Origin of the sequence: Streptomyces sp. NPDC096323 (assembly GCF_040302845.1) — a bacterium.
Lineage (GTDB): Bacteria > Actinomycetota > Actinomycetes > Streptomycetales > Streptomycetaceae > Streptomyces.
Map to the genome: position 1 here is coordinate 352,415 of NZ_JBEOSI010000003.1, position 24,939 is coordinate 377,353.

Genomic DNA, 24,939 nt, shown 5'->3' on the forward strand with positions numbered 1-24,939 from the left:
CCGTAGACCTTATTCGGAAGGAAGTCTCTTATGCGTATTTAGTGCTGATACTTCGACACCGCCGTGCGGTACCGCTGCTTCAACGCTGATACGGGTTCTGGCCCTGGCCCTGCGTGCCCGGAGCGTAGCCCGGCTGCTGCGGGGACTGACCGAAGGGGTTCCCGCCCTGCGAGGCCACGTGCTGCGCCAGCAGCTGATCGGCCTGCTCCTTGGGGATCTGCTGCTCCCCGCCGCAGAAGGTGCACTGGGTGGCGTACTTCGTCGAGAAGGGGAACAGCGGCACGAAGAAGAGCGTGAACTTCGTCACCCGCTTGCGCAGGGTGTGCGCCGCCGGATTTCCGCACCAGCCGCAGACCAGCGTCAGGACGGCCAGTTGGTAGAGATAGCCTCGCGTGCCAAAAATGATCATGTCGTGGGTCCCTTCCCCGTATTCCCCAGGAGCGCCCGGCGGCAGAGCGCCAGCAGCTTTTCGTCCTCGTACGTGTCGTGGCTGCCGTATCCGCCGTCCATCGCGTGGTGACGGCGTACGGACGCGAGTTCGGCGCGCAGCACCTTTGCCGCGTCCGGCCCCGCGCCGGCAGCCCCCGTCCGCGCCAGGCACTCGGCCACCCGAACCCTGACGTGACGGTTCTTCTCCCAGGCCGCGAGGAGAACCGGAACGGACTCCGCGGCCCGTCCCGAAACCTCCCACAGAGCGATCGCCGCGTCCACCCGCACCCACAGCTCCTCATGGAGCAGTAACGCCCGCAGCCGCGGCGCGGTCACCGCCGCGTGGGGGCCGAGCCGGCCGAGCGCACTCGCCGCCGCCCGCCGCTCCCGCGCGTGCTCCGCCTGAAGCCCCTCGATCAGGACCGGCAGCACCGCCCCGGCGTCCCCGCCGACGGCCCACAGCGCCTCGGCCGCCTCCACGGCCCCCGCCGTCCCCGGGCGGCGCGCCAGCGCCCGCAGCTCCGGGAGGGCGCAGTGCGCCGCCGGCCCGAACGCGCCGAGCGCCCGCAGCGCCGCCGTACGCAGCCACTCGCCCCGGTACTCGGGCGCCCCGCGCAGGATCCGCAGCACCTCCGGCGCCGCCTCGCCCGCCCGCAGCGCGGTCAGCCCGGCGAGCAGCGGGCTCGCCCGGTCGTACGCCTCCTCGTCCAGCCGGACCTCGCTCAGCCGGCGGCGCAGCACCCCGGCCAGCGGTGCGGCGGCCGGCCCCAGATGGCCGAGGGCGTACCCCACGTCGTGCGGCACCTCGGGCCGCTCCAGCGCCGCCGCCAGGGCGGGCACCGCCCGTGCGTCGCCCAGCCGGGACAGCGCCTTCACCGCACTGCCGAGCCCCGGAGGCCCGCTCGCCCACTCCTTCACCCAGCCACCCGGATCGGCCGCCACCCGGGCCGCCAGCGCGTCCCCCGCCGGGGCGGCCAGGCCGAAGAGCTCCTCCAGGACGTGCGAGGCGGCCTCGGCCAGCTTCGGCTCGTCCGAGACGAGCTGCTCGCCCACGAGCCGGACGAGCTCGCCGTACGAACCGCGCCAGGCCCGGATCAGTCCGCCGGTCATCCGGACGGCGTCGATGCGCTGGCCCGGGTCGGGGCTGCACAGCTGGTCGGTCAGCAGTGCCGTCCGGTCGGCGACCCGGTCGTCGAGACCGACATGCAGCGTGCGCAGCAGATCGGCCGTCCAGGGCGCCGTGCGCCCGGTCCTGCCCTCGGCCGACAGGGCCCGCAGCTGCCCGACCAGGGTCACCGGTGCGGCCTCGGCGGCGGGATCCGCGGGTACCCCGAGGGCCCGGGGCCCGGCCGGGGAAACCTCCGGCGCCCCGGGGACCGAGCGCAGCTGCCGCAGCAGACCCGACACCATCCGGACCACATCGCCCGGCAGGGCCCCGGGCGCGCACCGCGCCAGCTGGGCCAGGGCGGCCAGCCGCAGCCCGGGCGGATTCGCCTCGGCGGCCAGCCGGCTCAGCCAGTCGGCGATCCGGCCCGTCAGCGGTCCGTGGCGCAGCGCGACCCGTCCCGCCGCCTCGATCAGAGCGAGCCGCACCTCGTCGTCCCGTTCGACCGGCAGCCGCTCACGCAGCAGGGCCAGGACCCGGGCCGGGCTGCCATGGAGCGTGGCCAGGGCCAGCGGGGCGGAGACCCGCACCCCCGGGTCCTCGTCGGCCATCAGCGCGAAGAAGACCCCGGCGCCCGCGCTGACGGCCGCCGCCGCCATCGCGTAGTTGGCCGCGCCCTCGGCCTCGGCCTCGTCCTCCGCGGCGCCGATGTCGTCCTCGTCGACGTCGATGCCACCGATGCTGGTCAGCAGCTCGACGATGCCCCCGCGGTCCGGGACCGCCGGATCGACGACCAGCTCGAAGAGGAAGGGGATACAGGCGAGCGTGCAGGCGTAGACATCACCCTGGTGGTGGACCGCCCCGTACATTCCGTCCAGCGCGGACTCGCGCTCCGACGGATCGGCGGACGCCAGCCCGCGCAGGAGGTCCGGCACGTCGTCGGCAGGCCCGTACGCGTGCTCCATCGAGGTCCAGTCGACCTCGTCGATCCCCGCGAACACGGCATCGCCTCCCCACGGTTTCCCACGAAGCAGTGTCTGCGCCGAGTGTGCACCACCGCTCGGACAATCCACCCGCCCCATCGCGCTTTTGCCTCTGGACATGACAACATCACCGCTGATGCGGTATGTCCCGGCCACCGGAGCCGTACAGGGTGTCCGGAATCGGCCGCCACCGGCGTCGCCCTACTGCGTGCCGGGAATCGGCCGCCCCTGGCCCGGATCGGTGAGGGGCGCGAGCAGATCGCCGTACCGATGCAGCCGCTCCGCCATGTCACCGGCCAGGAAGACGAGGTCCCCGGGCGTGCGGCAGGCCTCGATCTCCGCCCAGGTGACCGGAGCCGAGACGGCCGGCTCGGCCCGTGCGCGCAGGGTGTAGGGCGTGGCGGTCGTCTTCGCCGCCGCGTTCTGGCTGAAATCGACGAACACCTTGCCCGGCCGCAGCGCCCGTTTCATCCGGTGCACCACCAACTCCGGAAGCTCCTTCTCCGCCCGGACGGCGAGTTGCTTGGCGTACGCCGACACCTGCGCGGACGCGGTGGGCTCCACCGGCACCAGCAGATGCAGCCCCTTGGACCCGGACGTCTTCCCGTACGCCTCCAGTCCGTCCGCGGCCAGGCGCTCGCGCAGCCAGAGCGCGACCGAGCAGCACTCCACGACGGTGGCGGGCGGCCCCGGGTCCAGGTCGAACACCATCCGGTCGGCCAGCCCCGGAGCGTCGGCCCGCCACTGCGGCGTGTGGAACTCCACCACCAGATTGGCCGCCCACATCAGCGAGGGGAGGTCCTGCACGACGATCTGTCTGGCTTCTTCCTTCTCGTGGTGCGGCACGGGGGCGGTGTGTACCCAGGACGGCGTACCGGGCGGCGGGCTCTTCGTGAAGAACAGCTGCCCGTCCGGCCCGTCCGGATAGCGGAGGAAGGACAGGGGCCGGTCCCGCAGATGCGCCAGCAGCACCTCGGTGGCCGTGGCCGCGTAGTAGTGCAGGACCTCGCCCTTGGTGGTTCCGGTGGCCGGATACAGCACCTTGTCCAGGTTGCTGAGCGACAGCCGCCGCCCCTCCACCACTGTGATCGGCGTCATACGATAAGAATCACATGAAAACGTGATCTATACGGGCAAAGCACACGCAAGGGGTGACCGGTGAGGTCCATATGGAACGGCGCCATCTCCTTCGGGCTGGTCAGCATCCCGATCAAGCTGATCAACGCCACCGAGAACCATTCGGTCTCCTTCCGCCAGGTCCACCTCGCCGACGGCGGCCGCATCCGCTATCGCAAGGTGTGCGAACTGGACGGCGAGGAGGTGGCCTCCGGCGAGATCGGCAAGGCGTACGAGGACGCGGACGGCTCGATGATCCCGATCACCGACGAGGATCTCGGCTCGCTTCCGCTGCCCACCGCGAAGACGATCGAGATCGTCGCCTTCGTGCCGGCCGACACCATCGACCCGCTCCAGATGGACGCGGCCTACTACCTCTCCGCCAACGGGGTGCCGGCCGCCAAGCCGTACACCCTGCTGCGTGAGGCCCTCAAGCGGAGCCGGAAGGTCGCCCTGGCCAAGTACGCGCTGCGAGGGCGGGAACGCCTGGGGATGCTGCGGGTCGTCGACGAAGTGATCGCGATGCACGGACTGCTCTGGCCGGACGAGATCCGGGCGCCCGAAGGGGTCGCTCCGGAGGGCGACGTCTCGGTCCGCGACGCCGAACTCGACCTGGCGGACGCCCTGATGAACACGCTCGGGGAGGTCGACCTGGACTCGCTGCACGACGACTACCGCGAGGCGGTCGAGGAACTCATCGCCGCCAAGGCATCCGGGGAGACGCTGCCCCCGCCGGAGCCCGGCGACTCCGGCGGCAAGGTCATCGACCTGCTCGCGGCCCTGGAGAACAGCGTCCGGGCCGCGAAGGAGGCGCGCGGCGAGGAGGAGGGGGACGAGCAGGGGGCACCGGTCGCGAAGGTGACCTCGATCGCGGACCGCAAGCCGTCGGGCTCCACCACTCGCAGGACCCCCACGGGCAAGTCGGTGTCGCGCTCCTCCTCTTCCTCCTCCGGATCGGACTCCGGCGGCGGCGCCCGGAAGTCCGCCTCGTCACCCAAGTCCTCGGGGGCGAAGAAGTCCACGGCGGGCACGAGCAGGACGACGGCGAAGAAGGCCGCGTCCGGCAGCCGGTCCGGTGCGAAGGCGACCGCGTCGACGGCGGGCGCGTCCAAGAGTGCCCCGTCCAAGAGCCCCGCGTCCAAGAAGACGACCGCGTCCAAGAAGACGGCGCCTGCCAAAAAGTCGGAGACGGCCAAGAAGCAGAGCGGGGAGAAGCCCGCCCCGCGCAAACGCGCCTCCGCGTAGGCGGGTTGGCAGCCTTCCCGCCGCAATCGAATGCGCTGCCCCCATCCTGATCGGCGGCCTGGACCGCTACCTCACCGCACAGGCCGGCCGCTGACACGCGACCGCACCGCATGCGGGTAATGAGACCGGACGGCCGCCGCAGAGCCTCAGCCCCGTGACGGCCGTCCGGTCGTCCCCCGTCCCGTCCCCGACGCTCAGCGCCCGCGGTAGGAGTTCACATAGCCGGAGGCCGGCGTACCGACACCCGTCACGTCGTCGTACCCCCGCACCGCCGACAGCGAGGCGTCCTTGCCCAGGCTGCGGACCGAGGTCCGCAGGCCGTCCGTCGCGTCGTAGCCGTTGACGAAGTCCACCCGGGCTACCGCGAGATCACGGTCGACACCCAGCGGGTGGTCCGTCACGTCGTGGTACGCCTTGGTGTGGTAGCGGGCGTAGACCGCCGGGTTGGCGAAACCGATCGGCCGCCCGTGCTGCGCCTGCTGCGCCAGGGCCTGGACACCGGCGATGACCGGCGCGGCCAGCGACGTACCGCCGATGCGGTACTCGTCGTAGCCCAGCGATCCGTCCGGCAGCGTCTGGGTCTGGCCCACCAGGAAGCCGGTGTTCGGGTCGGCGACGGCCGCGATGTCCGGGGCCGTACGCATCGGGGTCCTCCCGTTCGCCTTCGCCAGCGAGTCCGGCACGACCCCGCGCTGGTAGAACGGCTGCTTCACGGTGGAGCTGGTGCCGCCACCCGCGCCCGAGGTGTACGGCCCGGGGAAGCCCGTCCAGCTCGTGCCGTCCGCCGACAGCGGAGCGTTCAGGGTGCCCCAGCCGGTCTCCCACTGGTACGCGTTGTTCCTGCCGACGGCCAGTGACGTACCGCCGACCGAGGTCACCCAGGCCGAGTTGGAGGGAACGTCGATCTGCTTGGTGCCGGTGGACGCCACGTTGTCGCCGTCGTCGCCCGAGGAGAAGTAGAAGCCGATGCCCTCGACGGCGCCCATCTTGAACACCTGGTCGTAGGCGAGCGCCAGGTCGGGGGTCTGGTTGGCCTCGATGTCGCCCCACGAGTTGGAGACGATGTCCGCGAGCCGGGAGTCGACGACCTTGTTCAGCGAGTCCAGCAGGTCGTCGTCGTAACAGGACGCGCCGCCCACGTAGACGATGCCGGCGTCCGGCGCTACCGCGTGCACCGCCTCGACGTCGAGGGTCTCCTCGCCGTACCAGCCGGAGGCTCCGCACTCCTCGGTCTTCGTGTAGTCGTCCGGCAGCACCTGGCTGAACTGCCCGCGCCGGTAGGGCGCGTCGCCGTTGCGCTTCGCGTACTCGGCGGCGTCCTTGGCGATGGTGGGGGAGGCGTACGCGTCGGTGATCGCGACGGTCACCCCCTTGCCGGTGAAGTCGCCGGCGCCGTACGCGGCCCGCAACTGCTTGCCGGTGTAACCCTTGATCGCGTACGGAACCTTGGCCCCGTACGCGCTCGGCAGGGCGGAGGCGGTCCTCGACCCGAAGTAGGTCGAGAACGGCCCCGAGTTGCGGAACACCGCGTCCGGCGGCGGCAGCACCTCGTCATGGCTCGATTGGTGCGGTGCGTTGTCCAGGCCGGAGACGGCCAGTACGGCCTCGCTCAGCGCGGCCGGCACCGAGGCGTTGGTGGACGGGGCGCGGTAGGTGTGGCCGCCCTTGCGGTAGTTGCGCAGCTGGGTGCTGAACGCCTTCTCGGCCCGGGCCGCCTCACCGGTGGCCGAGACGTAGTGCCGGCCGGCTCCGGTGACGGTCAGCCCGCTGGTCTCCAGCCATCTGCTGACCTGGTCGATCTGACTCTGTGTGGCCCCGAACCGGGCCTGTGCCTGCGCGGCGCTCAGGTACTTCCCGTACGAGGGCGAGTGCGGGTCGGAGACGGCGGCCGCGTAGGCGGCCAGGCCCTTCGCGTCCCGTCCGGCCAGGTGGACCCGGACGGTGACCTTCGCGCCGTCGGCCGTGGCCCCCTGGTCGGCCGAGGCGGTGGCCCAGGCCGGCTTGGTGCCCTGCAGCGCGTCCCGGCCGCCGGGCGCGGAATCCGCGCCGGCGTCGGGTATCCCGAGGGCGAGCGCACCGGCGAGCAGCGGCAGTGTCGCCACCATGCTCAGCGCGGTGCGTCGTCGGGCGCGGCTGATAATCAAAACAACCCCCTGCGATGTGGGTCTCGCGTGTGGAGCATGTGCCGGATGATGTGCACATGTAATGCGCCACTCTGGCGAGGAACGCCTCATGTAGGGGGCATGCGTTCACCAAGACTCGGCCAAGGGGCGCAGGCGACGGTCGGTTCGTGGGGAATCGCCGGAGGCGGAGGGAGGCCTTGCCCGGAGGCCGCGGGTACCCCGGACGCCCTGCCCGGGAGCCGCGAAGGCCCCGGCGGCTGCGGAGAGCCTGCACCAGCGGCCGTGGGTACCCGGAAGGCCCCAGCGGCCTCGTTCGCCCCGGCGGCATCCCGGCGGAACCTCACGACGGCTCCGCAGTGCCTGCGGGAGGCTGCGGTCGTGTCAGCCGGTGGAGGCGGTGTCCGTCAATCCACCCCCGAACGACGTCGAGTTGGTCACGTAGGTGCAGCCGGTGTACCGGTAGCCGGGCTGGATCGTGGAACCGTCCGCGTAACTGCTGACATCGGCCCCGGTGATCCCGGAATCCTCGGAATCGACCCGGTGCTTGTACAGGAAGTGGTACTCGCCGGCGGGCAGCCGCAGCGTCACCCGCGGGTAGCTCTTCCCCGCTGCCTTGCAGGCCCGCAGGGCGCCCACCGACCAGGAGTACGCCGTGCAGCTGCCGCACCCCTTGATGTCCACCCGGCCGGTGACCGGTCCGGTGTACAGCACCTCGACCCCGTCCGGGGCGTCGTTGGAGATGACGAGCTCCATCCGGGAACCGCCCGGCGCGTGCGCGGGAGGCAGCCGCGTTCCGGCTGCCGCGCGGGTGTCGGCTATCTCTGCGGCAATTGCGATGTCCTTGGCCCGTACCCTGCGCTCGTCCTTCCTGTAGGTGTCGGCGAAGCCGGTCAGCGTCTTGCGGGCCTCTTCGAACTGCTTGCTCCTGAACTCGTCCAGACCACAGGCGTACACACCGTTCCTGATGCCCCCGTCCGCCGCCCGCGCCAGCGCCGAGATGTCCCTGTCCTGCAACGCGGCGACCGAGGCCCGCAGTTGGCGAAGGTCCTCCGTCGCCGCGCAGGGATCGCCTCCGCGCACCGCGTCCGTCCGCGCCGTGATCTCCTTCGAGACGGCGGGTCCGACCTTTCCGGCCTGCGGGGATCCCGGGAAGACGCGCAGCAGTTCACCCAGAGCCCCGCCGCTCACCTCGGCCGTCCCGTCCCGCAACTGCGAGACACCGCACGCGTACATCGAATCGGCCAGCGGCTCGTCGGCATAGCGGGCCAGCTCGCCCAGCAGCCCGGCGTCGATCGAATCGGGCACGGAGCGCAGATAGGTCAGCGGCTCGATGGCTTCGCAGTGCTTCTTCTGCCGGTACGGCGCCGCTATGGCCTTGTAGAACGCGTCCAGCCGTCCGGGGACGAGCTTCCCGGCCCGCGATCCCGGATGGTCCTCACCGAGCCCGCGGTAGACGGCGAGCGCCGAGCCGTAGTCCGCCTTCCCCGCCTCAAAGGGCTTCGCCGACGCGGTCTCCACCGCCCGGTCCCCCTCGTCCAGCCGGTCGAGCAGCATCTGCTCGACCGCCTCGTCCCGTGCGGAGCCGTAATACATCGCGCCACCCGCCGGGACGGCCAGCAGGACGAGACCCACGCACGCAGCGACCACGGGCCGCCAGGATCCGCCCACCGCCGCCCGCCGTGCCGTCCACGCCCCGTCCAGGGCGGCGACGGCCAGCACGAGCAGATACCCGGCGACCAGGCCCCCGGACACCCCGTCAGGTTCGGCGGGCAGCGCCGCGAGCAGCAGCCAGCCCGTCGCCACCCAGCACAGGAAGGCCCGCAACCACCGCCCCACCAGCACATAACCGGCCCCGAGGCCGGTGAGGTTGAGCAACGCGACAGCCAACGCCCGCACGACCGCGCCCGGCGGCACCGGCCCGGACGGCGGCCCCGCCGGCACCCGGTCCGGCGCCGGCCCCGGCGCATACCCCGGCGCCGGTGGCACCGCACCAGGCCATGCCGCCGAGTCCCCGCCCGTCCCCTGATCCCCCGACTCCATCGGTCCCCCAACCGTCGAGCCCACGTCTTCCTCGGTGAATCTGCCCCTGTTCATCACCGCCCATGCACCCGCGAAGGGGCGGAAACACGGACGGAAGTTGACACTCGCGGCAACGCCGGGCGGGAGACCGGCCGCGCCCGGTAAGGTACGCATCGCTGTGACTGGCGCGCGCCCCCCTCAGGGGTGCTCAGTGGAATCGACCACGAGGAAGCAGCACACCCCCGGGCCTGCCCGGGGGCGTCATCGCCGGAGAGCCGTCCGCCTGGGCATCCGGGTCCACGCCGCAGCAATGCGACCGACCCGGGAGGATCCCGTGACCGCATCCGTACCCTCGCACCCCCGCCACCCCGCCCTGGCGGCAGCCGATCCGGAGCTCGCCGCGCTGGTGGCCGCCGAGGAGCAGCTCCAGGCCGACACCCTCCGCCTGATCCCGAGCGAGAACTACGTCTCCGCGGCCGTGCTCGAGGCATCCGGCACCGTGCTCCAGAACAAGTACTCCGAGGGCTACCCCGGCAAGCGGTACTACGAGGGCCAGCAGATCATCGACCAGGTCGAGACGCTCACCATCGAACGGGCCAAGGCGCTCTTCGGCATGGACCACGCCAACGTCCAGCCCTACTCCGGCTCTCCTGCCAACCTCGCCGTCTACCTGGCCTTCCTCAAGCCCGGCGCCACCGTGCTCGGCATGTCGCTCCCCATGGGCGGTCACCTCACCCACGGCTGGGGCGTCTCGGCCACCGGCACCTGGTTCAACGGCGTCCAGTACGGGGTCCGGCGCGACACCGGCCGCGTCGACCTGGACGAAGTCCGCGACCTGGCGCTCAGCGAGCGCCCCGAGCTGATCTTCTGTGGCGGCACGGCCGTCCCCCGCGAGATCGACTTCGCCGGGTTCGCCGAGATCGCCCGCGAGGTCGGCGCGGTCCTCGTCGCGGACGTCGCCCACATCGCCGGCCTGATCGCCGGCGGCGCCCACCCCTCACCGGCCCCGCACGTGGACGTCGTCTCCACCACCACCCACAAGACCCTGCGCGGCCCACGCGGCGCGATGCTCCTGAGCCGCGCCGAGCATGCCCGCGCCCTCGACCGAGCCGTCTTCCCCGGCCTTCAGGGCGGCCCGCACAACCAGACCACGGCGGCCATCGGCGTGGCCCTGCGCGAAGCCGCCACGCCGGACTTCCGCGCCTACGCCCGCGATGTGGTCACCAACGCCCGCACCCTGGGCGAGGAACTGGCGGCCCGCGGCTTCGACCTCGTCTCGGGAGGCACGGACAACCACCTCCTCCTGATCGACCTGACGAACAAGGACGTCCCCGGCAAGACCGCGGCCAAGGCCCTGGACCGCGCCGGCATCGTCGTCAACTACAACACCGTTCCGTACGACCCCCGCAAGCCCTTCGACCCCTCGGGCATCCGCATCGGCACCCCCGCCCTGACCTCACGCGGCGTACCCGCCTCGGAGATGGCCACCGTCGCGGGCTGGATCGCGCGCGTGGTCGACGCCGCCCGCACCGGCGACGAGTCCACCGTCACGGCGGTCCGCGCCGACGTGAAGGCCCTGATGGACGGGTATCCGGCACCGGGGCTGCCGGTGGCCTGACCCTGGCGGGGGGCGGTGTGGCCCCGCGAGGCCACACCGCCGCGCAGGCAGCTGCCCTCAGCCGCCCCCCGGCCCTCCGCCCCACGCCTGCAGCAACTCCGCGGGCCCGTATGCCGCCTCCACCGCCCCGCAGTCTGTCCCACTGCGTGAAACCGCGACCACGGGGACCGGCTCGGGCGTCAGCGCGGCCCGGTGGCGGTGCAGCGCGGCCAGGTCGTGTCGGTCGAAGGGGGAGTTCTCCAGCCACTTGACCGAGCCGACGAACAGCAATTCCTTCGCGATCGGAGCCCTGTCCGCCCCCACGATGTCGATCTCCACGTCATTCGTCCGCGTCCAGTAGCCTCCGATCGCCGGTGCGGCCGGAAGGTTCCCGTCGGGCAGGAGACGTGCCAGGGCCTCCCGTACCAAGGGCTCGACGGCGCGGCCGCGCCAGCTCGTCCAGCTCTCCCTGATGCGGGCCAGCGTCAGATCGCCTCGGCCTCGCTCGATCTCCGGAAGAGCGGGGCCGAGCAGTTTCAGCCAGAAACGCATGTACGGGTCGGCGACCCGGTAACGGCGGTCCTTGGACGGCCGGACGGACAGGGGCAGTTCGGCGGCGACCATCCGCTTCTCGGTAAGAGTGGTGAGGGACCGTTGCAGGGAGGCGCCGGACAGCCCGCCTGCCGCCCGCGCGATGTTGGAGAACGTGCGCTCTCCGCTGCCGATCGCGGACAGCACCGCACGGGCCTGCACTTCCTTGGGGAACTCCGCGGCCAGTGATCGTTCAGCCGAGACGAGCAGGGCGGACACCGGATCGCTGAGGGCCTGTGTGAGGAAGTCCCACAGGCCTGCTCCGTGCGTCCACTCCGTGCAGATGAGGGGCAGCCCGCCCGTGACCAGCGCGGCGTCGAACGCCGACGCGGCGTCCAGGCCGAGCATCCGGCCCACTTCCGCCGGGTTCAGCGGGCCGAGGACCATTTCGCGGCCGCGCTGGTGGAACGGGCGGCCGTAGCTGTTCAGCGCCTCCATCATCGACAGATCGGATCCGATGAGGACGAGAAGGACCGGTTTGGTCTCCAGTATCCGGTCCCAGGCGCGTTGCAGCACTCCCTCGAAGGCGCCGCCCGCGTCCATCAGATACGGCAGCTCGTCCAGGACGACCACGCTCGCCCGGTCGTGCGGAAGGGCGGCTGCCAGTACGTCGAACGCGGCGTCCCAGCTCGCCGGCCGGGCTCCGGCCAGCAGCCCGGCCAGCGGCAGGGTCGAATTGTCGGCGTCCCGGGCCAGCCGTTGGAGGTCCGCCTCCGGTGACGCCCCCGTGGCGGCGTAGAAGAGGAACGGTGCGCCGGAGCGCTCGGCGAAGCGCTCCACCAGCCTGGACTTGCCCACGCGACGGCGGCCCCGCAGCATCACGCATCTGCCGGGGCGCTCCCCGCCCGCTCCGGCCGCGACCTTGCCCAGTTCGCGCTCGAGCGTGGCCAGCTCGGCCTGCCGGCCTACGAAATCGCCCATCGCCGCCTCCAGCGGGCCGCGTACGCACATTCAAGTTACTAACATCGATGATAGTAACTTGCTCGTCCCTCTTCGTGTGTGGAGGCGCGCGTCACCGAGGACATGAAAAAGGCCCTCCGACCGGCTTTATGCCTGATCAGAGGGCCAATTCGGCACCTTGTGCAAGGTGCCCCCGGCAGGATTCGAACCTGCGCACCCGGCTCCGGAGGCCGATGCTCTATCCCCTGAGCTACGGGGGCGTATCGCTGCGTTGCTCTGCGACGGGTGAAACACTACCAGCATCCGCCGGGTGCCCGTGAACAGGTATTTCCGCGTCCCGCAGGGCGTCACCGGCCTGCCCCGGTGCTCGCACGCGCTTCCGGCCACTCGTCCGGAGGCCGGAAGTGGGCAAAACCCGGACGCAGCCACTGAGCCGCGCCTACTCTCGAAGGGTGTCAGGGGCGTGCGGCCGCGTGCTTGTTGTCGACGACAACAAGGTCATCCGGCAGTTGATCAGGGTCAATCTCGAGCTGGAGGGCTTCGAGGTCGTGACCGCGGCCGATGGTGTCGAGTGTCTGGATCTGGTCCATCGCGTCAGCCCCGACGTGATCACCCTCGATGTCGTGATGCCCCGACTGGACGGTCTGCAGACGGCCACCAGACTGCGCGCCGACCCACGCACCCGGCATCTGCCCGTGGCGATCATCAGCGCCTGCACGCCGTACGAGGTGGACAACGGCGTCGCCGCAGGGGTCGACGCGTTCCTCGCCAAGCCCTTCGAACCGAGCGAGCTGGTGCGGGTCGTACGGGAGTTGACGGAGCGTGGGCGGCCGCCGGTGCTCGAGGGCGGACACGGAGTCGGCCGGGCGGAGAGTGCCGCCGGCTGACCGGATGGCGAAACGCGTTCGCGAAAGGCCCCCCTTCCTCCCCTACGCTTGTCCCGTGACCCCCGCCGATCTCTCCATGACCGTGCTGCGCGCCGTGCGCCGCGCGGTCGACGAGAACGCCTTGCGCGCGCCCGTGCCCGCGCGCGTGCGAGTGGAGAGGACGCGGCCCGGCGGACGCGGCGACTACGCCAGCGCCGTCGCCCTCCAGCTGGCCGGGCCCGCCGCACTGACCGCGCGGGAGGTCGCCGAGATCCTGCGGGAGCGGGTGGCCGGGGCGCCCGGCATCGGGCGGGTCGACATCACCGGGCCCGGGTTCCTGAACTTCACGCTCGACGCCTCGGCCGACGTACACCGCACGCTCCTGGACCGGGTGCGCGACCAGGGCCTGCGGTACGGGCACGGGGACGCCCTCGACGGGGAAGTGCTGGTGCTCCGCCATGCCGCCGAGGTCCGGGCCGCGGTCACCGCTCACGCGGTCGGCGCGCTCGCCCGGGCGCAGGGCGCGCACGTGGGCGTCCGGTGCGACGGGGCGGCCGACCCGGACTGGCCGCGGCTGGGCATCACCGCCGACGCCCCCGGACAGCCCCCCGCACCCATGACCGGGATACGGCCGGTGCCCGCAGGCGCCACCGCCGGTGAGCTGCTCGACCGGCTCGGGCCCGACGCGGCCCGCTGGGGTCTGCTGCGGCCCGCCGGTCACGACCGCGCGTCACTCGGCGGCGAGCTGCTCGTCCAGGGCGAGGGCAACCCGCTGTTCCTGGTCCGCTACGCACACGCCCGCACCCATGCGCTGACCCGCGGTGCGACCCTCCTCGGCATCACGAGCGGCCCCGGTGACGCCCCCGGCCCCGACGCGTCCGCCCTCCTCGCGCTCCTCGCCGACCACCCCGCCGTGCTCCTCGCCGCCGCACGCCACCGCGCCCCCGACCGGCTCGCCCGGCACCTCGAAGCGGTGGCGCATGCGTTCTTCGACTTCCACGACGCCGCCTCACCGCTTCCCGTCGGGGACGAGAAACCCTCGGCCGCCCACCGCTCCCGGCTCGCCCTCGCCGAGGCCGCCGGGACGGTGCTGGCCGGCGGCCTGTCCCTGCTCGGTATCAGCGCACCCCTTCACCTCTGAGAGACCCGAGAGAGCAGAGCACTCCGATGAGCCGATCCGCACACCCCGCCGGGCCCCGTCACGCCGACGTCATGACGGAGGGCCACTACACCGCCCCCGCCGAAGACCTCAACGTCCTCGACGAGAAGGTGTGGGCCCGCACCGTCACCCGCGACGAGCACGGCGCCCTGACCGTCGGAGGGGTCGAAGTCGCCCGGCTGGCCGAGGAGTTCGGCACCCCGGCCTACTTCCTCGACGAGTCCGACTTCCGGGCCCGCTGCCGCGCCTGGTCCGACGCGTTCGGACCCGGCGCCGACGTCTTCTACGCAGGCAAGGCCTTCCTCTCCCGCGCGATCGTGCGCTGGCTCACGGAGGAGGGCCTCAACCTCGACGTCTGCTCCGGCGGCGAACTGACCACCGCGCTGGATGCCGGAATGCCCGCCGAGCGCATCGCCTTCCACGGGAACAACAAGTCGGTCGACGAGATCGAGCGGGCCGTCGCGGTGGGCGTCGGCCGGATCGTGCTCGACTCCTTCCAGGAGATCGTCCGCGTCGCCCACATCGCGCAGCGGCTCGGCAAGCGCCAGCGCGTACAGATCCGGGTGACCGTCGGCGTCGAGGCGCACACCCACGAGTTCATCGCCACCGCGCACGAGGACCAGAAGTTCGGCATCGCGCTGGCCGGCGGGCAGGCCGCCGAAGCCGTTCGGCGCGCCCTCACCCTCGACGGTCTCGAACTCATCGGCATCCACTCCCACATCGGCTCGCAGATCTTCGACATGGCCGGTTTCGAGGTCTCCGCCCGGCGCGTGGTGCAGCTGCTGGCCGAGGTGCGCGACGAGCACGGCGTCGAACTCCCCGAGATCGACCTCGGCGGCGGGCTCGGCATCGCGTACACCTCCGAGGACGACCCGCGCGAGCCGCACGAGATCGCCAAGGCGCTCGGCGACATCGTGACCCGCGAGTGCGAGGCCGCCGGTCTCGCCACCCCCCGGATCTCCGTCGAGCCCGGCCGCGCCATCGTCGGCCCCACGGCCTTCACGCTGTACGAGGTCGGCACCATCAAGCCCCTGGAGGGGCTGCGCACGTACGTCAGCGTCGACGGCGGCATGTCGGACAACATCCGCACCGCGCTGTACGACGCCGAGTACAGCGTCGCGCTCGTCTCGCGGACCTCGGACGCCGAGCCGATGCTCGTCCGGGTCGTCGGCAAGCACTGCGAGAGCGGTGACATCGTGGTCAAGGACGCGTTCCTGCCGTCCGACCTGGCGCCGGGCGACCTGATCGCCGTACCCGCCACCGGCGCTTACTGCCGCTCCATGGCGAGCAACTACAACCACGCCCTGCGCCCGCCCGTCGTCGCCGTGCGCGACGGACAGGCCCGGGTCATCGTCCGGCGCGAAACGGAGGAAGATCTCCTGCGTCTCGACGTCGGCTGACGCTTTATTTCCCGGGGGACACCCCAGGACCCCGGTAAACATCTCAGGATCCGGACGGGTGGCGGAAACCCCCGTCCGGTGAGTGAGACTGGTTCACACATCAGATGTAAAGGAAACGAGGTCGGATGATGCGTACGCGTCCGCTGAAGGTGGCGCTGCTGGGCTGTGGAGTCGTCGGCTCAGAGGTGGCCCGCATCATGACGACGCACGCCGACGACCTCGCCGCGCGCATCGGCGCACCGGTGGAGCTCGCCGGTGTCGCCGTGCGCCGGCCCTCCAAGGTCCGGGAGGGCATCGACCCCGCGCTGATCACCACCGACGCGACCGCCCTGGTCAAACGGGGCGACCTCGATGTGATCATCGAGGTCATCGGGGGCATCGAGCCCGCCCGTACCCTTATCACCACCGCCTTCGAGCACGGCGCGAGCGTCGTCTCCGCCAACAAGGCACTGCTCGCCGAGGACGGCGCCGCGCTGCACGCAGCCGCCGAGCAGTACGGCCGGGACCTCTACTACGAGGCCGCCGTGGCCGGCGCCATCCCGCTCGTACGGCCGCTGCGCGAGTCCCTCGCCGGCGACAAGGTCAACCGGGTCCTCGGCATCGTCAACGGCACCACGAACTTCATCCTCGACAAGATGGACACGAGCGGCGCCGGCTACTCCGAGGCGCTCGACGAGGCCACCGCCCTCGGCTACGCAGAGGCCGACCCGACCGCCGACGTCGAGGGCTTCGACGCCGCGGCCAAGGCCGCGATCCTCGCCGGAATCGCCTTCCACACCCGGGTGAGGATCGGCGACGTGCACCGCGAGGGCATCACCGAGGTCACCGCCGCCGACATCGCCTCGGCCCGCCGCATGGGCTGCACCGTCAAGCTCCTCGCCATCTGCGAGCGCGCCGCCGACGGGCAGTCCGTCACCGCGCGCGTGCACCCCGCGATGATCCCGCTCAGCCACCCGCTGGCCTCCGTCCGCGAGGCGTACAACGCGGTGTTCATCGAGGCCGAGGCCGCCGGGCAGCTGATGTTCTACGGCCCCGGCGCCGGTGGCGCACCGACCGCCTCCGCGGTCCTGGGCGACCTGGTCGCGGTCTGCCGCAACATCATCGGAGAGACCACCGGTCCCGGTGAGTCCGCGTACACGCGTCTGCCCGTCAGCCCCATGGGCGACGTCGTCACGCGGTACCACATCAGTCTCGACGTGGCCGACAAGCCTGGCGTACTCGCCCAGGTCGCGACGGTCTTCGCCGAACAGGGCGTATCCATCGATACGGTCCGCCAGCAGAGCCGACAGGACGGAGACGGCGAGGCTTCGCTCGTCGTCGTCACCCACCGCGCGCCCGACGCCGCCCTTTCCGGGACCGTCGAGGCGCTGCGCAAGCTCGACACCGTGCGCGGTGTCGCCAGCATCATGCGTGTTGAAGGGGAGTAAGGACCCATGACCACCAAGGGCACCCACCAGTGGCGCGGCATCATCGAGGAGTACCGGGACCGTCTGCCGGTGACGAGCGCGACGCCTGTCGTCACGCTCCGTGAGGGCGGTACGCCGCTCGTTCCCGCTCAGGTCCTCTCCGAGCGCACGGGCTGCGAGGTGCACCTCAAGGTCGAGGGCGCCAACCCCACCGGTTCCTTCAAGGACCGCGGCATGACCATGGCCATCACCCGGGCCAAGGAGGAAGGCGCGCAGGCCGTCATCTGCGCCTCCACCGGCAACACCTCCGCCTCCGCCGCCGCGTACGCGGTACGGGCCGGAATGGTCTGCGCCGTCCTCGTACCGCAGGGCAAGATCGCACTCGGCAAGATGGGCCAGGCGCTCATCCACGGCGCCAGGATCCTCCAGGTCGACGGCAACTTCGACGACTGTCTGACGCTGGCCCGCTCGCTCTCGGACAACTACCCCGTGGCGCTGGTCAATTCGGTCAACCCGGTGCGCATCGAGGGCCAGAAGACCGCGGCGTTCGAGATCGTCGACGCGCTCGGTGACGCCCCGGACATCCACGTCCTCCCGGTCGGCAACGCGGGCAACATCACCGCGTACTGGAAGGGGTACACGGAGTACGCCCGGGACGGCCTCTCCACGCACAACCCGCGGATGTGGGGCTTCCAGGCCTCCGGTTCCGCGCCCATCGTGCGCGGCGAGATCGTCAAGGACCCGTCGACCATCGCCACCGCGATCCGGATCGGCAACCCGGCCTCCTGGCAGTACGCGCTGGCGGCCCGGGACGAGTCGGGCGGCTTCATCGACGAGGTGACGGACCGGCAGATCCTGGCGGCCTACCGCCTGTTGGCCTCCCAGGAGGGCGTCTTTGTGGAGCCCGCGTCGGCCGCGTCCGTCGCCGGTCTGCTCAAGGCCGCCGAAGAGGGCAAGGTCGACCCCGGCCAGAAGATCGTCTGCACGGTCACCGGCAACGGGCTCAAGGACCCGGACTGGGCCGTCGCCGGTGCACCCCAGCCGGTCACCGTCCCGGTCGACGCGGCCGCCGCCGCCGAGAAGCTGGGCCTCGCGTAGCCCCACCCCGCCGCAGGGCGGCCGCACCCCCGGTCCGGACGACGGGCCCCGGGTGCGGCCGCGGCAACGGGTTCGTCAGAGAGACAGCTCAAACGCCCCTTTTGGGGCGGAGAGCGCACCCGAGGGGTGCGACACGCATCGTGCGCCTCCTGTGCGCCCTATGTCGGAGGAGAACCTTCCTTCGATAAGCTGTACCCAACCCGCCCCCGCCGTATATGCCGGGGTGCTCGGGTCGTTGCGGCCGTCGCTTCCTTCCTGGGTCGGGCAGCACCCGCCGCCGCACCGCCCCGAAGAATTCCCAGACACCCGCAGAGCCGCACAGAAGAAGCAGAAACCGAAGAGCCGCGAGAGCCCCGAAATATCCCCGCAGCTCCTCGCATTCCCCGCCGCCTCACAAGGAGAGTCGTCAGAGCGATGGCCGGTCCCGCCTTCCGAGCCGCCGCCGTCCGGGTGCGCGTCCCCGCAACCAGCGCCAACCTGGGCCCCGGTTTCGACGCCCTCGGCCTGTCGCTGGGCCTGTACGACGACGTCGTCGTCCGGGTCGCCGACTCCGGCCTGCACATCGACATCGCCGGTGAGGGCGCGGACACGCTGCCCCGCGACGAGAAGCACCTGCTCGTGCGGTCCCTGCGCACGGCCTTCGACCTGCTCGGCGGACAGCCCCGCGGGCTCGAGATCGTCTGCGCCAACCGCATCCCGCACGGCCGCGGCCTCGGCTCCTCATCCGCCGCCATCTGCGCCGGCATCGTCGCCGCCCGCGCGGTGACGACCGGCGGTGACGCCCGGCTCGACGACGCGGCACTGCTGGAACTCGCGACCGAGATCGAGGGCCACCCGGACAACGTCGCGGCCTGCCTGCTCGGCGGATTCACGCTGGCGTGGATGGACGGCGGATCGGCCCGGGCGCTCAGGATGGATCCCGCTGATTCCATCGTTCCGGTGGTTTTCGTTCCCGGCAAGCCGGTGCTCACCGAGACCGCCCGCGGACTCCTGCCGCGTACCGTCCCGCACGTCGACGCCGCCTTCAACGCCGGCCGCGCCGCGCTCCTCGTCGAGGCTCTGACCAGGCGCCCCGAGCTGCTGCTCACGGCCACCGAGGACCGGCTCCACCAGGAGTACCGCGCTCCGGCGATGCCGGAGAGCGTGGAACTCGTGAACAGGCTGCGCGCGGACGGCGTCCCCGCGGTCATCTCCGGTGCCGGGCCGACCGTGCTGGCGCTGGCCGAGGACGGTGCGGCCGACAAGGTCGCACGGCTGGCGGGCGAGGGATGGGCGGCCAACCGGCTCGCTCTCGACGCCCAGGGTGCGAGCGTGCTGCCGCTCGCGCCCTAGCGCGAAGTGATCGGCTTCGCGCCAGGCGCGAAGTGATTGCCGGTGAGTGAGAGGGGGAATGTTTGTTGGAGCCGGTAGTGTTAACCTCAAGTCTGCAATCGACGTCTATGTGGCGCGTTGCTTCGTGTCCCTTTCCGGGACCACCATTTCTTCCGGGAGCCTCCCCAACTGCCTGAGCAGCCTGCCTGAGCAGTTTCGAGCACGCTCCGGAACCGGCACGACACCCCTCGCTCGTCCAGGAGTGGGCCGAGCAGGGGGATGCTCGCGCCGGGCCCCAGCACACCTTCATCTCTCCGCCGTACCTATCCGGCGGACCACCGCCCCGGCACGGTCCGCACCGAAGACCGCAGTCGGACAGCACAACCGGTCGCCGAGCCAGAAGGCCGACGTCCGCTCCAGGGAAGGACCCTTCGTGAGCGACACCACCGATCTGATGGGCGTGACTGCCGACAAGACCGTCGACAGCGCCGCGCCCGCCGAAGGTGCTGCCACTGGCACCACCGCACGGCGCCGCCGCTCCGGCACCGGCCTTGACGGCATGGTCCTGGCCGAGCTGCAGCAGGTCGCGTCCGGCCTCGGTATCAAGGGCACTGCGCGGATGCGTAAGAGCCAGCTGATCGAGGTCATCAAGGAGACCCAGGCCGGCGGCTCCGCCGCCCCCAAGGCCAAGGCCGCCGCGGCCCCCGCCGAAGAGGCGGAGACCAAGCCGAAGCGCCGGGCCACCTCCAAGGCGCGCACCGGCGCCGGGGACGAGACCCCGGCCGCCGCACCCGCCGAGAAGGCCACGGCCCAGCAGCAGATCGACATCCCCGGCCAGCCGGCCAGCGACGACCAGCCCGCGGGCGAGCGTCGTCGGCGCCGCGCTACCGCGCAGGCGGGCAGCCCGGACACCAAGGCCGACACCAAGGTGCAGGTCAAGGAGCGCGTGCAGGACGAGCCGAAGCAAGAGGCTCCTGCCGAGGACCGTTCCGAGTCCAGGGCCGAAGCCGCCGCCGACAACGCCGAGGGGCGTCGTGGCGACCGTCAGGACCGCGGCCAGCGGGGTGAACGCGGCGAGCGCCGTGAGCGCCAGCGCGACCGTCGCGGCAAGGGCGACGAGCAGGGCGGCGGCCAGGGCGGCCAGGGTGGTCAGGGCGGCGGCCAGGGCGGCCAGGGTGGTCAGGGCGGCGGCCAGAGCCGGCGTCAGGGCGGCCAGGGCGGCGGCCAGGGTGGCCAGGGGCAGAACCAGGGCCAGCAGGGCGGCGGCGGACCGCAGGACGACTTCGACGACGAGGGCGGCCGTCGTGGCCGCAGGGGCCGCTACCGCGACCGCCGAGGCCGTCGCGGCCGCGACGACTTCGCGAGCGACGCACCGCCGGTCACCGACGACGACGTCCTGATCCCCGTCGCGGGCATCCTGGACATCCTCGACAACTACGCGTTCATCCGGACCTCCGGCTACCTGCCGGGCCCGAACGACGTGTACGTCTCCCTCGCCCAGGTCCGCAAGAGCGGTCTGCGCAAGGGTGACCACGTCACGGGCGCCGTCCGCCAGCCCAAGGACGGTGAGCGCCGCGAGAAGTTCAACGCGCTGGTCCGCCTCGACTCGGTCAACGGCATGGAGTCCGGCCGGGGACGGCCCGAGTTCCAGAAGCTGACCCCGCTGTACCCGCAGGACAGGCTCCGTCTGGAGACCGACTCCAACGTCCTGACGACGCGGATCATCGACATGGTCGCGCCCATCGGCAAGGGCCAGCGAGGCCTGATCGTGGCCCCGCCGAAGACCGGCAAGACCATGATCCTGCAGGCGATCGCCAACGCCATCACGGTCAACAGCCCCGAGTGCCACCTGATGGTCGTCCTGGTCGACGAGCGTCCGGAAGAGGTCACCGACATGCAGCGGTCGGTGAAGGGCGAGGTCATCTCCTCGACCTTCGACCGTCCCGCCGAGGACCACACGACCGTCGCCGAACTGGCCATCGAGCGCGCCAAGCGTCTCGTGGAGCTGGGTCACGACGTCGTCGTCCTGCTGGACTCGATCACCCGTCTGGGACGCGCGTACAACCTCGCCGCCCCGGCCTCCGGACGCATCCTGTCCGGTGGTGTCGACTCGACCGCGCTCTACCCGCCGAAGCGCTTCTTCGGTGCGGCGCGCAACATCGAGGACGGCGGTTCGCTGACCATCCTGGCCACCGCGCTCGTCGAGACCGGCTCGCGCATGGACGAGGTGATCTTCGAGGAGTTCAAGGGCACCGGCAACATGGAGCTCAAGCTCGACCGCAAGCTCTCCGACAAGCGCATCTTCCCGGCGGTGGACGTCGACGCGTCCAGCACCCGTAAGGAAGAAATCCTGCTCGGCAGCGACGAGTTGGCGATTGTCTGGAAGCTGCGCCGGGTGCTTCACGCGCTGGACCAGCAGCAGGCGATCGAGCTCCTCCTGGACCGGATGAAGAAGACCCAGTCCAACGCGGAGTTCCTGCTCCAGATCCAGAAGACGACGCCGGCCCCGGGCAACAACGACTAGTCGCAGTCGCTCCGGCCGCACACAGGGCCGCCCCCGCCACTTCGGTGCCGGGGGCGGCCCTGTGTCGTACGCCCCCGGACCCGAGACCTTCGCCACACGGCCGGCCGGTCCCCCGGTCCCGTCACCTTGTCTGCAATGGGCACGAAACCGCAGGTGAGCGCCGGGTCACCGGCCGTCTCCGCATCGCCCGGAACGGCCCCCTGGCTTACCCGGAGGCCCCAGCCCTCTGTGCAACCCTTCTTGTCGCCGCTGCGTCACCACCCAGGAGCGACAAAGCGGCACACAGGCCCGCACACCACTGCAGGGGGTAGCCGGGAGCAGCCGAGGAACGAGGGAGACGGATGAGCGAGCAGAGCGGGAGCACCAGCCGAATACGGGCCACCGGCAAACGCCGGAGGAAGCCGTCCCGCCGCCGCAGGGCAACCGCAGTGGCCGCGTGGAGCCTCGCCGGTGTGATCGTCGTGGGCGGGGCCGGACTCGGTTACGCGTACGTCCACCTCAACGGCAATCTCAAGGCCGTCGACATCAACAACGCGCTGGGCAAGGACCGCCCCGACAACGTCGACAACGGCTCCGAGGACATCCTCGTGCTCGGCTCGGACTCCCGCTCAGGCGCGAACGGCGAGTACGGCGAGGACCAGGGCGGCGCCCGCTCGGACACCGCCATGGTCGTGCACGTCAACAAGGGCCACAGGACGGCCAGTGTCGTCTCCATCCCCCGCGACACCCTCGTCAGCCGGCCCGGGTGCACCGGCGACGAGAGCGGACAGCCGGTCGCCGGGGAGCAGCGCGCGATGTTCAACACGGCGTACGAGGTCGGCGGACCGGCCTGCGCGGTCAAGACCGTCGAGTCGATGTCCGGGATCCGCATGGACCACTACATCGAGGTCGACTTCACCGGCTTCAAGCATCTGATCGACAAGCTCGGCGGGGTCGAGATCACCACCAGGCAGGCGATCAACGACTCCAAGAGCCATCTGAACCTCGAACCCGGCACCCACACCCTCGACGGTGAGCAGTCGCTCGGCCTCGTCCGCACCCGCAAGAGCGTCGGCGACGGCAGCGACCTCGGTCGCATCCAGCTCCAGCAGGCTTTCATCAAGGCGCTGATGAAGCAGGCCAAGAGCGTGGGCGTGCTCAATGGCACCAAGCTGTACGGCATCGCGGACACCGCCACCAAGGCCATCACCACCGACTCCGACCTCGGCTCGGTCAAGAAGCTCGCGGGATTCGCGAGCGGCCTCAAGGGGCTCGGCTCCGACGACGTCCAGATGGTGACCCTGCCCGTCGAGTACGACCCGGCCGACCCGAACCGCGTCATCCCGCAGGAGAAGGCCGGCCGGCAGGTCTGGCAGGCGCTCCTCGGCGACCGGCCGATCCCCGCCTCCGCCACCGAGAAGTCGGCGGGCGACAAGGGCGACGCCGGGCAGATCGTGCAGTGACGACCGCCCCCGCGGCAGTCGTCCGGGCTCCCGGGAATAGCCGGCGCCCGGCCCTCGTTTTGGGAGATACGGCCAGTCCTGGCAGACTGGTACGTCGGCCCCGGTTCACGGACGCGCAATCCGCGCGTACGACCCGGCGCCCTCCCGAACCTAGGAGAAACCCTTGAAGCGCGACATTCACCCCCAGTACGTCGAGACGCAGGTCAGCTGCACCTGTGGCGCGTCGTTCACCACTCGGTCCACCCTGGACAGCGGCGCCATCCGTGCCGACGTCTGCTCCGAGTGCCACCCGTTCTACACGGGCAAGCAGAAGATCCTCGACACCGGTGGCCGCGTGGCCCGCTTCGAGGCCCGCTTCGGCAAGGCCGCCGGCTCCGCCAAGTAGCGAGCCACTGCGCCGGTCCTTGGCGCCCTCTTCCCGGGGGCGCCGGGACCGGCGTTTTTTTCCGGCCGGGACGACGGCGACCCCCGTACTCCCGCCCGGCAGGCACCCGCCGGCCGGCAGGCACGATGAGCGAAGAAACCAGGAGCCCGTAGATGTTCGAGGCGGTCGAGGAACTGATCGGCGAACAGTCCGATCTCGAGAAGAAGCTCGCGGACCCGTCGGTCCACGCCGACCAGGCGAACGCGCGCAAGCTCAACAAGCGCTACGCCGAGCTGACTCCGATCGTCGCGACGTACCGCTCCTGGAAGCAGACCGGCGACGACATCGAGACCGCCCGCGAGTTCGCCGCCGACGACCCCGACTTCGCCGCCGAGGTCAAGGAGCTGGAGAAGGAGCGCGAGGAGCTCACCGAGAAGCTTCGCCTCCTGCTCGTACCCCGTGACCCCAGTGACGACAAGGACGTGCTCCTGGAGATCAAGGCGGGCGCGGGCGGCGACGAGTCCGCCCTGTTCGCCGGTGATCTGCTGCGCATGTACCTGCGCTACGCCGAGCGCGTCGGCTGGAAGACCGAGATCATCGACTCCACCGAGTCCGAGCTCGGCGGCTACAAGGACGTCCAGGTCGCCGTGAAGACCAAGGGCGGCAACGGGGCCACCGAACCCGGCCAGGGTGTCTGGGCCCGGATGAAGTACGAGGGCGGCGTGCACCGTGTGCAGCGCGTGCCCTCCACCGAGTCCCAGGGCCGCATCCACACCTCCGCCGCCGGTGTGCTCGTCACGCCCGAGGCCGAGGAGGTCGAGGTCGAGATCCACGCCAACGATCTCCGTATCGACGTGTACCGCTCCTCCGGCCCCGGCGGCCAGTCCGTCAACACCACCGACTCCGCGGTCCGCATCACGCACCTGCCCACCGGTGTCGTCGCCTCCTGCCAGAACGAGAAGAGCCAGCTCCAGAACAAGGAGCAGGCCATGCGTATCCTGCGGTCGAGGCTTCTCGCCGCGGCGCAGGAGGCCGCCGAGCAGGAAGCGTCGGACGTACGCCGCAGCCAGGTGCGGACGGTCGACCGGTCCGAGAAGATCCGTACGTACAACTTCCCGGAAAACCGGATCTCGGACCACCGCGTCGGCTTCAAGGCGTACAACTTGGACCAGGTGCTCGACGGGGAACTGGACGCTGTGATCCAGGCCTGTGTCGACGCCGACTCGGCGGCCAAGCTCGCCGCCGCATAAGAGCCACCGCC

The 24,939-nt window shown here is 71.3% G+C and carries 18 protein-coding genes and 1 tRNA gene; 12 read left to right on the forward strand and 7 right to left on the reverse strand.

The genetic code is table 11. The features are described from left to right. Positions 1 to 79: 79 nt before the first annotated feature. From ABTX18_RS09440 to ligD, 3 genes are all read right to left on the reverse strand, one after another. Positions 80 to 409: a zinc ribbon domain-containing protein gene (locus ABTX18_RS09440; RefSeq protein WP_352122150.1), complete on the reverse strand. Its 330-nt coding sequence runs from the start codon at positions 407 to 409 to the stop codon at positions 80 to 82. Continuing rightward, complete coding sequence (locus ABTX18_RS09445) at positions 406 to 2,535, reverse strand: HEAT repeat domain-containing protein (RefSeq protein ID WP_352122151.1); 2,130 nt, start codon at positions 2,533 to 2,535, stop codon at positions 406 to 408. The genes ABTX18_RS09440 and ABTX18_RS09445 overlap by 4 nt, the downstream gene beginning before the upstream one ends. Positions 2,536 to 2,718: 183 nt before the next feature. Beyond that, positions 2,719 to 3,615, reverse strand: a complete 897-nt coding sequence (gene ligD, locus ABTX18_RS09450) for a non-homologous end-joining DNA ligase (RefSeq protein ID WP_352122152.1) — start codon at positions 3,613 to 3,615, stop codon at positions 2,719 to 2,721. A gap of 60 nt (positions 3,616 to 3,675) precedes the next feature. Here ligD and ku point away from each other — a divergent pair, with 60 nt between their 5' ends. After that, on the forward strand, positions 3,676 to 4,878 hold the full coding sequence (ku, locus tag ABTX18_RS09455) for a non-homologous end joining protein Ku (protein WP_352122153.1): 1,203 nt from the start codon (positions 3,676 to 3,678) through the stop codon (positions 4,876 to 4,878). Positions 4,879 to 5,072: 194 nt separating this feature from the next. Here the strand turns inward: ku and ABTX18_RS09460 are convergent, their stop codons facing one another. Both ABTX18_RS09460 and ABTX18_RS09465 read right to left on the reverse strand, forming a co-directional pair. Further along, a complete protein-coding gene (locus tag ABTX18_RS09460; RefSeq protein ID WP_352122154.1) occupies positions 5,073 to 6,983 on the reverse strand; it encodes a S53 family peptidase in 1,911 nt (636 codons plus the stop codon). 399 nt (positions 6,984 to 7,382) lie between these two features. Next, positions 7,383 to 8,897 carry a hypothetical protein gene (locus ABTX18_RS09465; protein WP_352122155.1) on the reverse strand — a complete coding sequence of 505 codons (1,515 nt, stop codon included), beginning with the start codon at positions 8,895 to 8,897 and terminating at the stop codon, positions 7,383 to 7,385. Between the two features lie 433 nt (positions 8,898 to 9,330). Here ABTX18_RS09465 and glyA point away from each other — a divergent pair, with 433 nt between their 5' ends. Continuing rightward, entirely contained in the window at positions 9,331 to 10,638 is a 1,308-nt protein-coding gene (glyA, locus tag ABTX18_RS09470; RefSeq protein WP_352122156.1) for a serine hydroxymethyltransferase, read from the forward strand. Positions 10,639 to 10,695: 57 nt separating this feature from the next. Here glyA and ABTX18_RS09475 read toward each other — a convergent pair whose 3' ends face one another. Together ABTX18_RS09475 and ABTX18_RS09480 are read right to left on the reverse strand one after the other, a co-directional pair. After that, entirely contained in the window at positions 10,696 to 12,129 is a 1,434-nt protein-coding gene (locus ABTX18_RS09475; protein WP_352122157.1) for an ATP-binding protein, read from the reverse strand. Between the two features lie 167 nt (positions 12,130 to 12,296). Beyond that, positions 12,297 to 12,368 (reverse strand) — tRNA-Arg (locus ABTX18_RS09480). Between the two features lie 213 nt (positions 12,369 to 12,581). On the opposite strand from ABTX18_RS09480, the gene ABTX18_RS09485 reads away from it, so the two are divergent. The 10 genes from ABTX18_RS09485 to prfA all read left to right on the forward strand — a co-directional run bounded on the left by ABTX18_RS09485 (position 12,582) and on the right by prfA (position 24,928). Next, positions 12,582 to 12,995, forward strand: coding sequence for a response regulator (locus tag ABTX18_RS09485; protein WP_352122158.1), 414 nt, complete (start codon positions 12,582 to 12,584; stop codon positions 12,993 to 12,995). A 55-nt stretch (positions 12,996 to 13,050) separates the two neighbouring features. Further along, positions 13,051 to 14,115 (forward strand): ArgS-related anticodon-binding protein NrtL, encoded by a 1,065-nt coding sequence (nrtL, locus tag ABTX18_RS09490; RefSeq protein WP_352122159.1) that lies wholly within the window; start codon positions 13,051 to 13,053, stop codon positions 14,113 to 14,115. Positions 14,116 to 14,141: 26 nt separating this feature from the next. Next, positions 14,142 to 15,533, forward strand: a complete 1,392-nt coding sequence (lysA, locus tag ABTX18_RS09495; protein ID WP_352122160.1) for a diaminopimelate decarboxylase — start codon at positions 14,142 to 14,144, stop codon at positions 15,531 to 15,533. A 125-nt stretch (positions 15,534 to 15,658) separates the two neighbouring features. Beyond that, positions 15,659 to 16,960, forward strand: a complete 1,302-nt coding sequence (locus ABTX18_RS09500; protein ID WP_352122161.1) for a homoserine dehydrogenase — start codon at positions 15,659 to 15,661, stop codon at positions 16,958 to 16,960. Between the two features lie 6 nt (positions 16,961 to 16,966). After that, positions 16,967 to 18,037 carry a threonine synthase gene (gene thrC / locus ABTX18_RS09505; protein ID WP_352122162.1) on the forward strand — a complete coding sequence of 357 codons (1,071 nt, stop codon included), beginning with the start codon at positions 16,967 to 16,969 and terminating at the stop codon, positions 18,035 to 18,037. 414 nt (positions 18,038 to 18,451) lie between these two features. After that, entirely contained in the window at positions 18,452 to 19,369 is a 918-nt protein-coding gene (gene thrB, locus ABTX18_RS09510) for a homoserine kinase (protein WP_352122163.1), read from the forward strand. A gap of 412 nt (positions 19,370 to 19,781) precedes the next feature. Beyond that, a complete protein-coding gene (gene rho, locus ABTX18_RS09515; protein ID WP_352122164.1) occupies positions 19,782 to 21,872 on the forward strand; it encodes a transcription termination factor Rho in 2,091 nt (696 codons plus the stop codon). A 341-nt stretch (positions 21,873 to 22,213) separates the two neighbouring features. Continuing rightward, positions 22,214 to 23,314 carry an LCP family protein gene (locus ABTX18_RS09520; protein WP_352122165.1) on the forward strand — a complete coding sequence of 367 codons (1,101 nt, stop codon included), beginning with the start codon at positions 22,214 to 22,216 and terminating at the stop codon, positions 23,312 to 23,314. A gap of 163 nt (positions 23,315 to 23,477) precedes the next feature. Continuing rightward, complete coding sequence (rpmE, locus tag ABTX18_RS09525; protein WP_352122166.1) at positions 23,478 to 23,699, forward strand: 50S ribosomal protein L31; 222 nt, start codon at positions 23,478 to 23,480, stop codon at positions 23,697 to 23,699. Between the two features lie 152 nt (positions 23,700 to 23,851). Then, positions 23,852 to 24,928 (forward strand): peptide chain release factor 1, encoded by a 1,077-nt coding sequence (prfA, locus tag ABTX18_RS09530; protein WP_352122167.1) that lies wholly within the window; start codon positions 23,852 to 23,854, stop codon positions 24,926 to 24,928. The last annotated feature ends 11 nt before the right edge of the window (positions 24,929 to 24,939 follow it).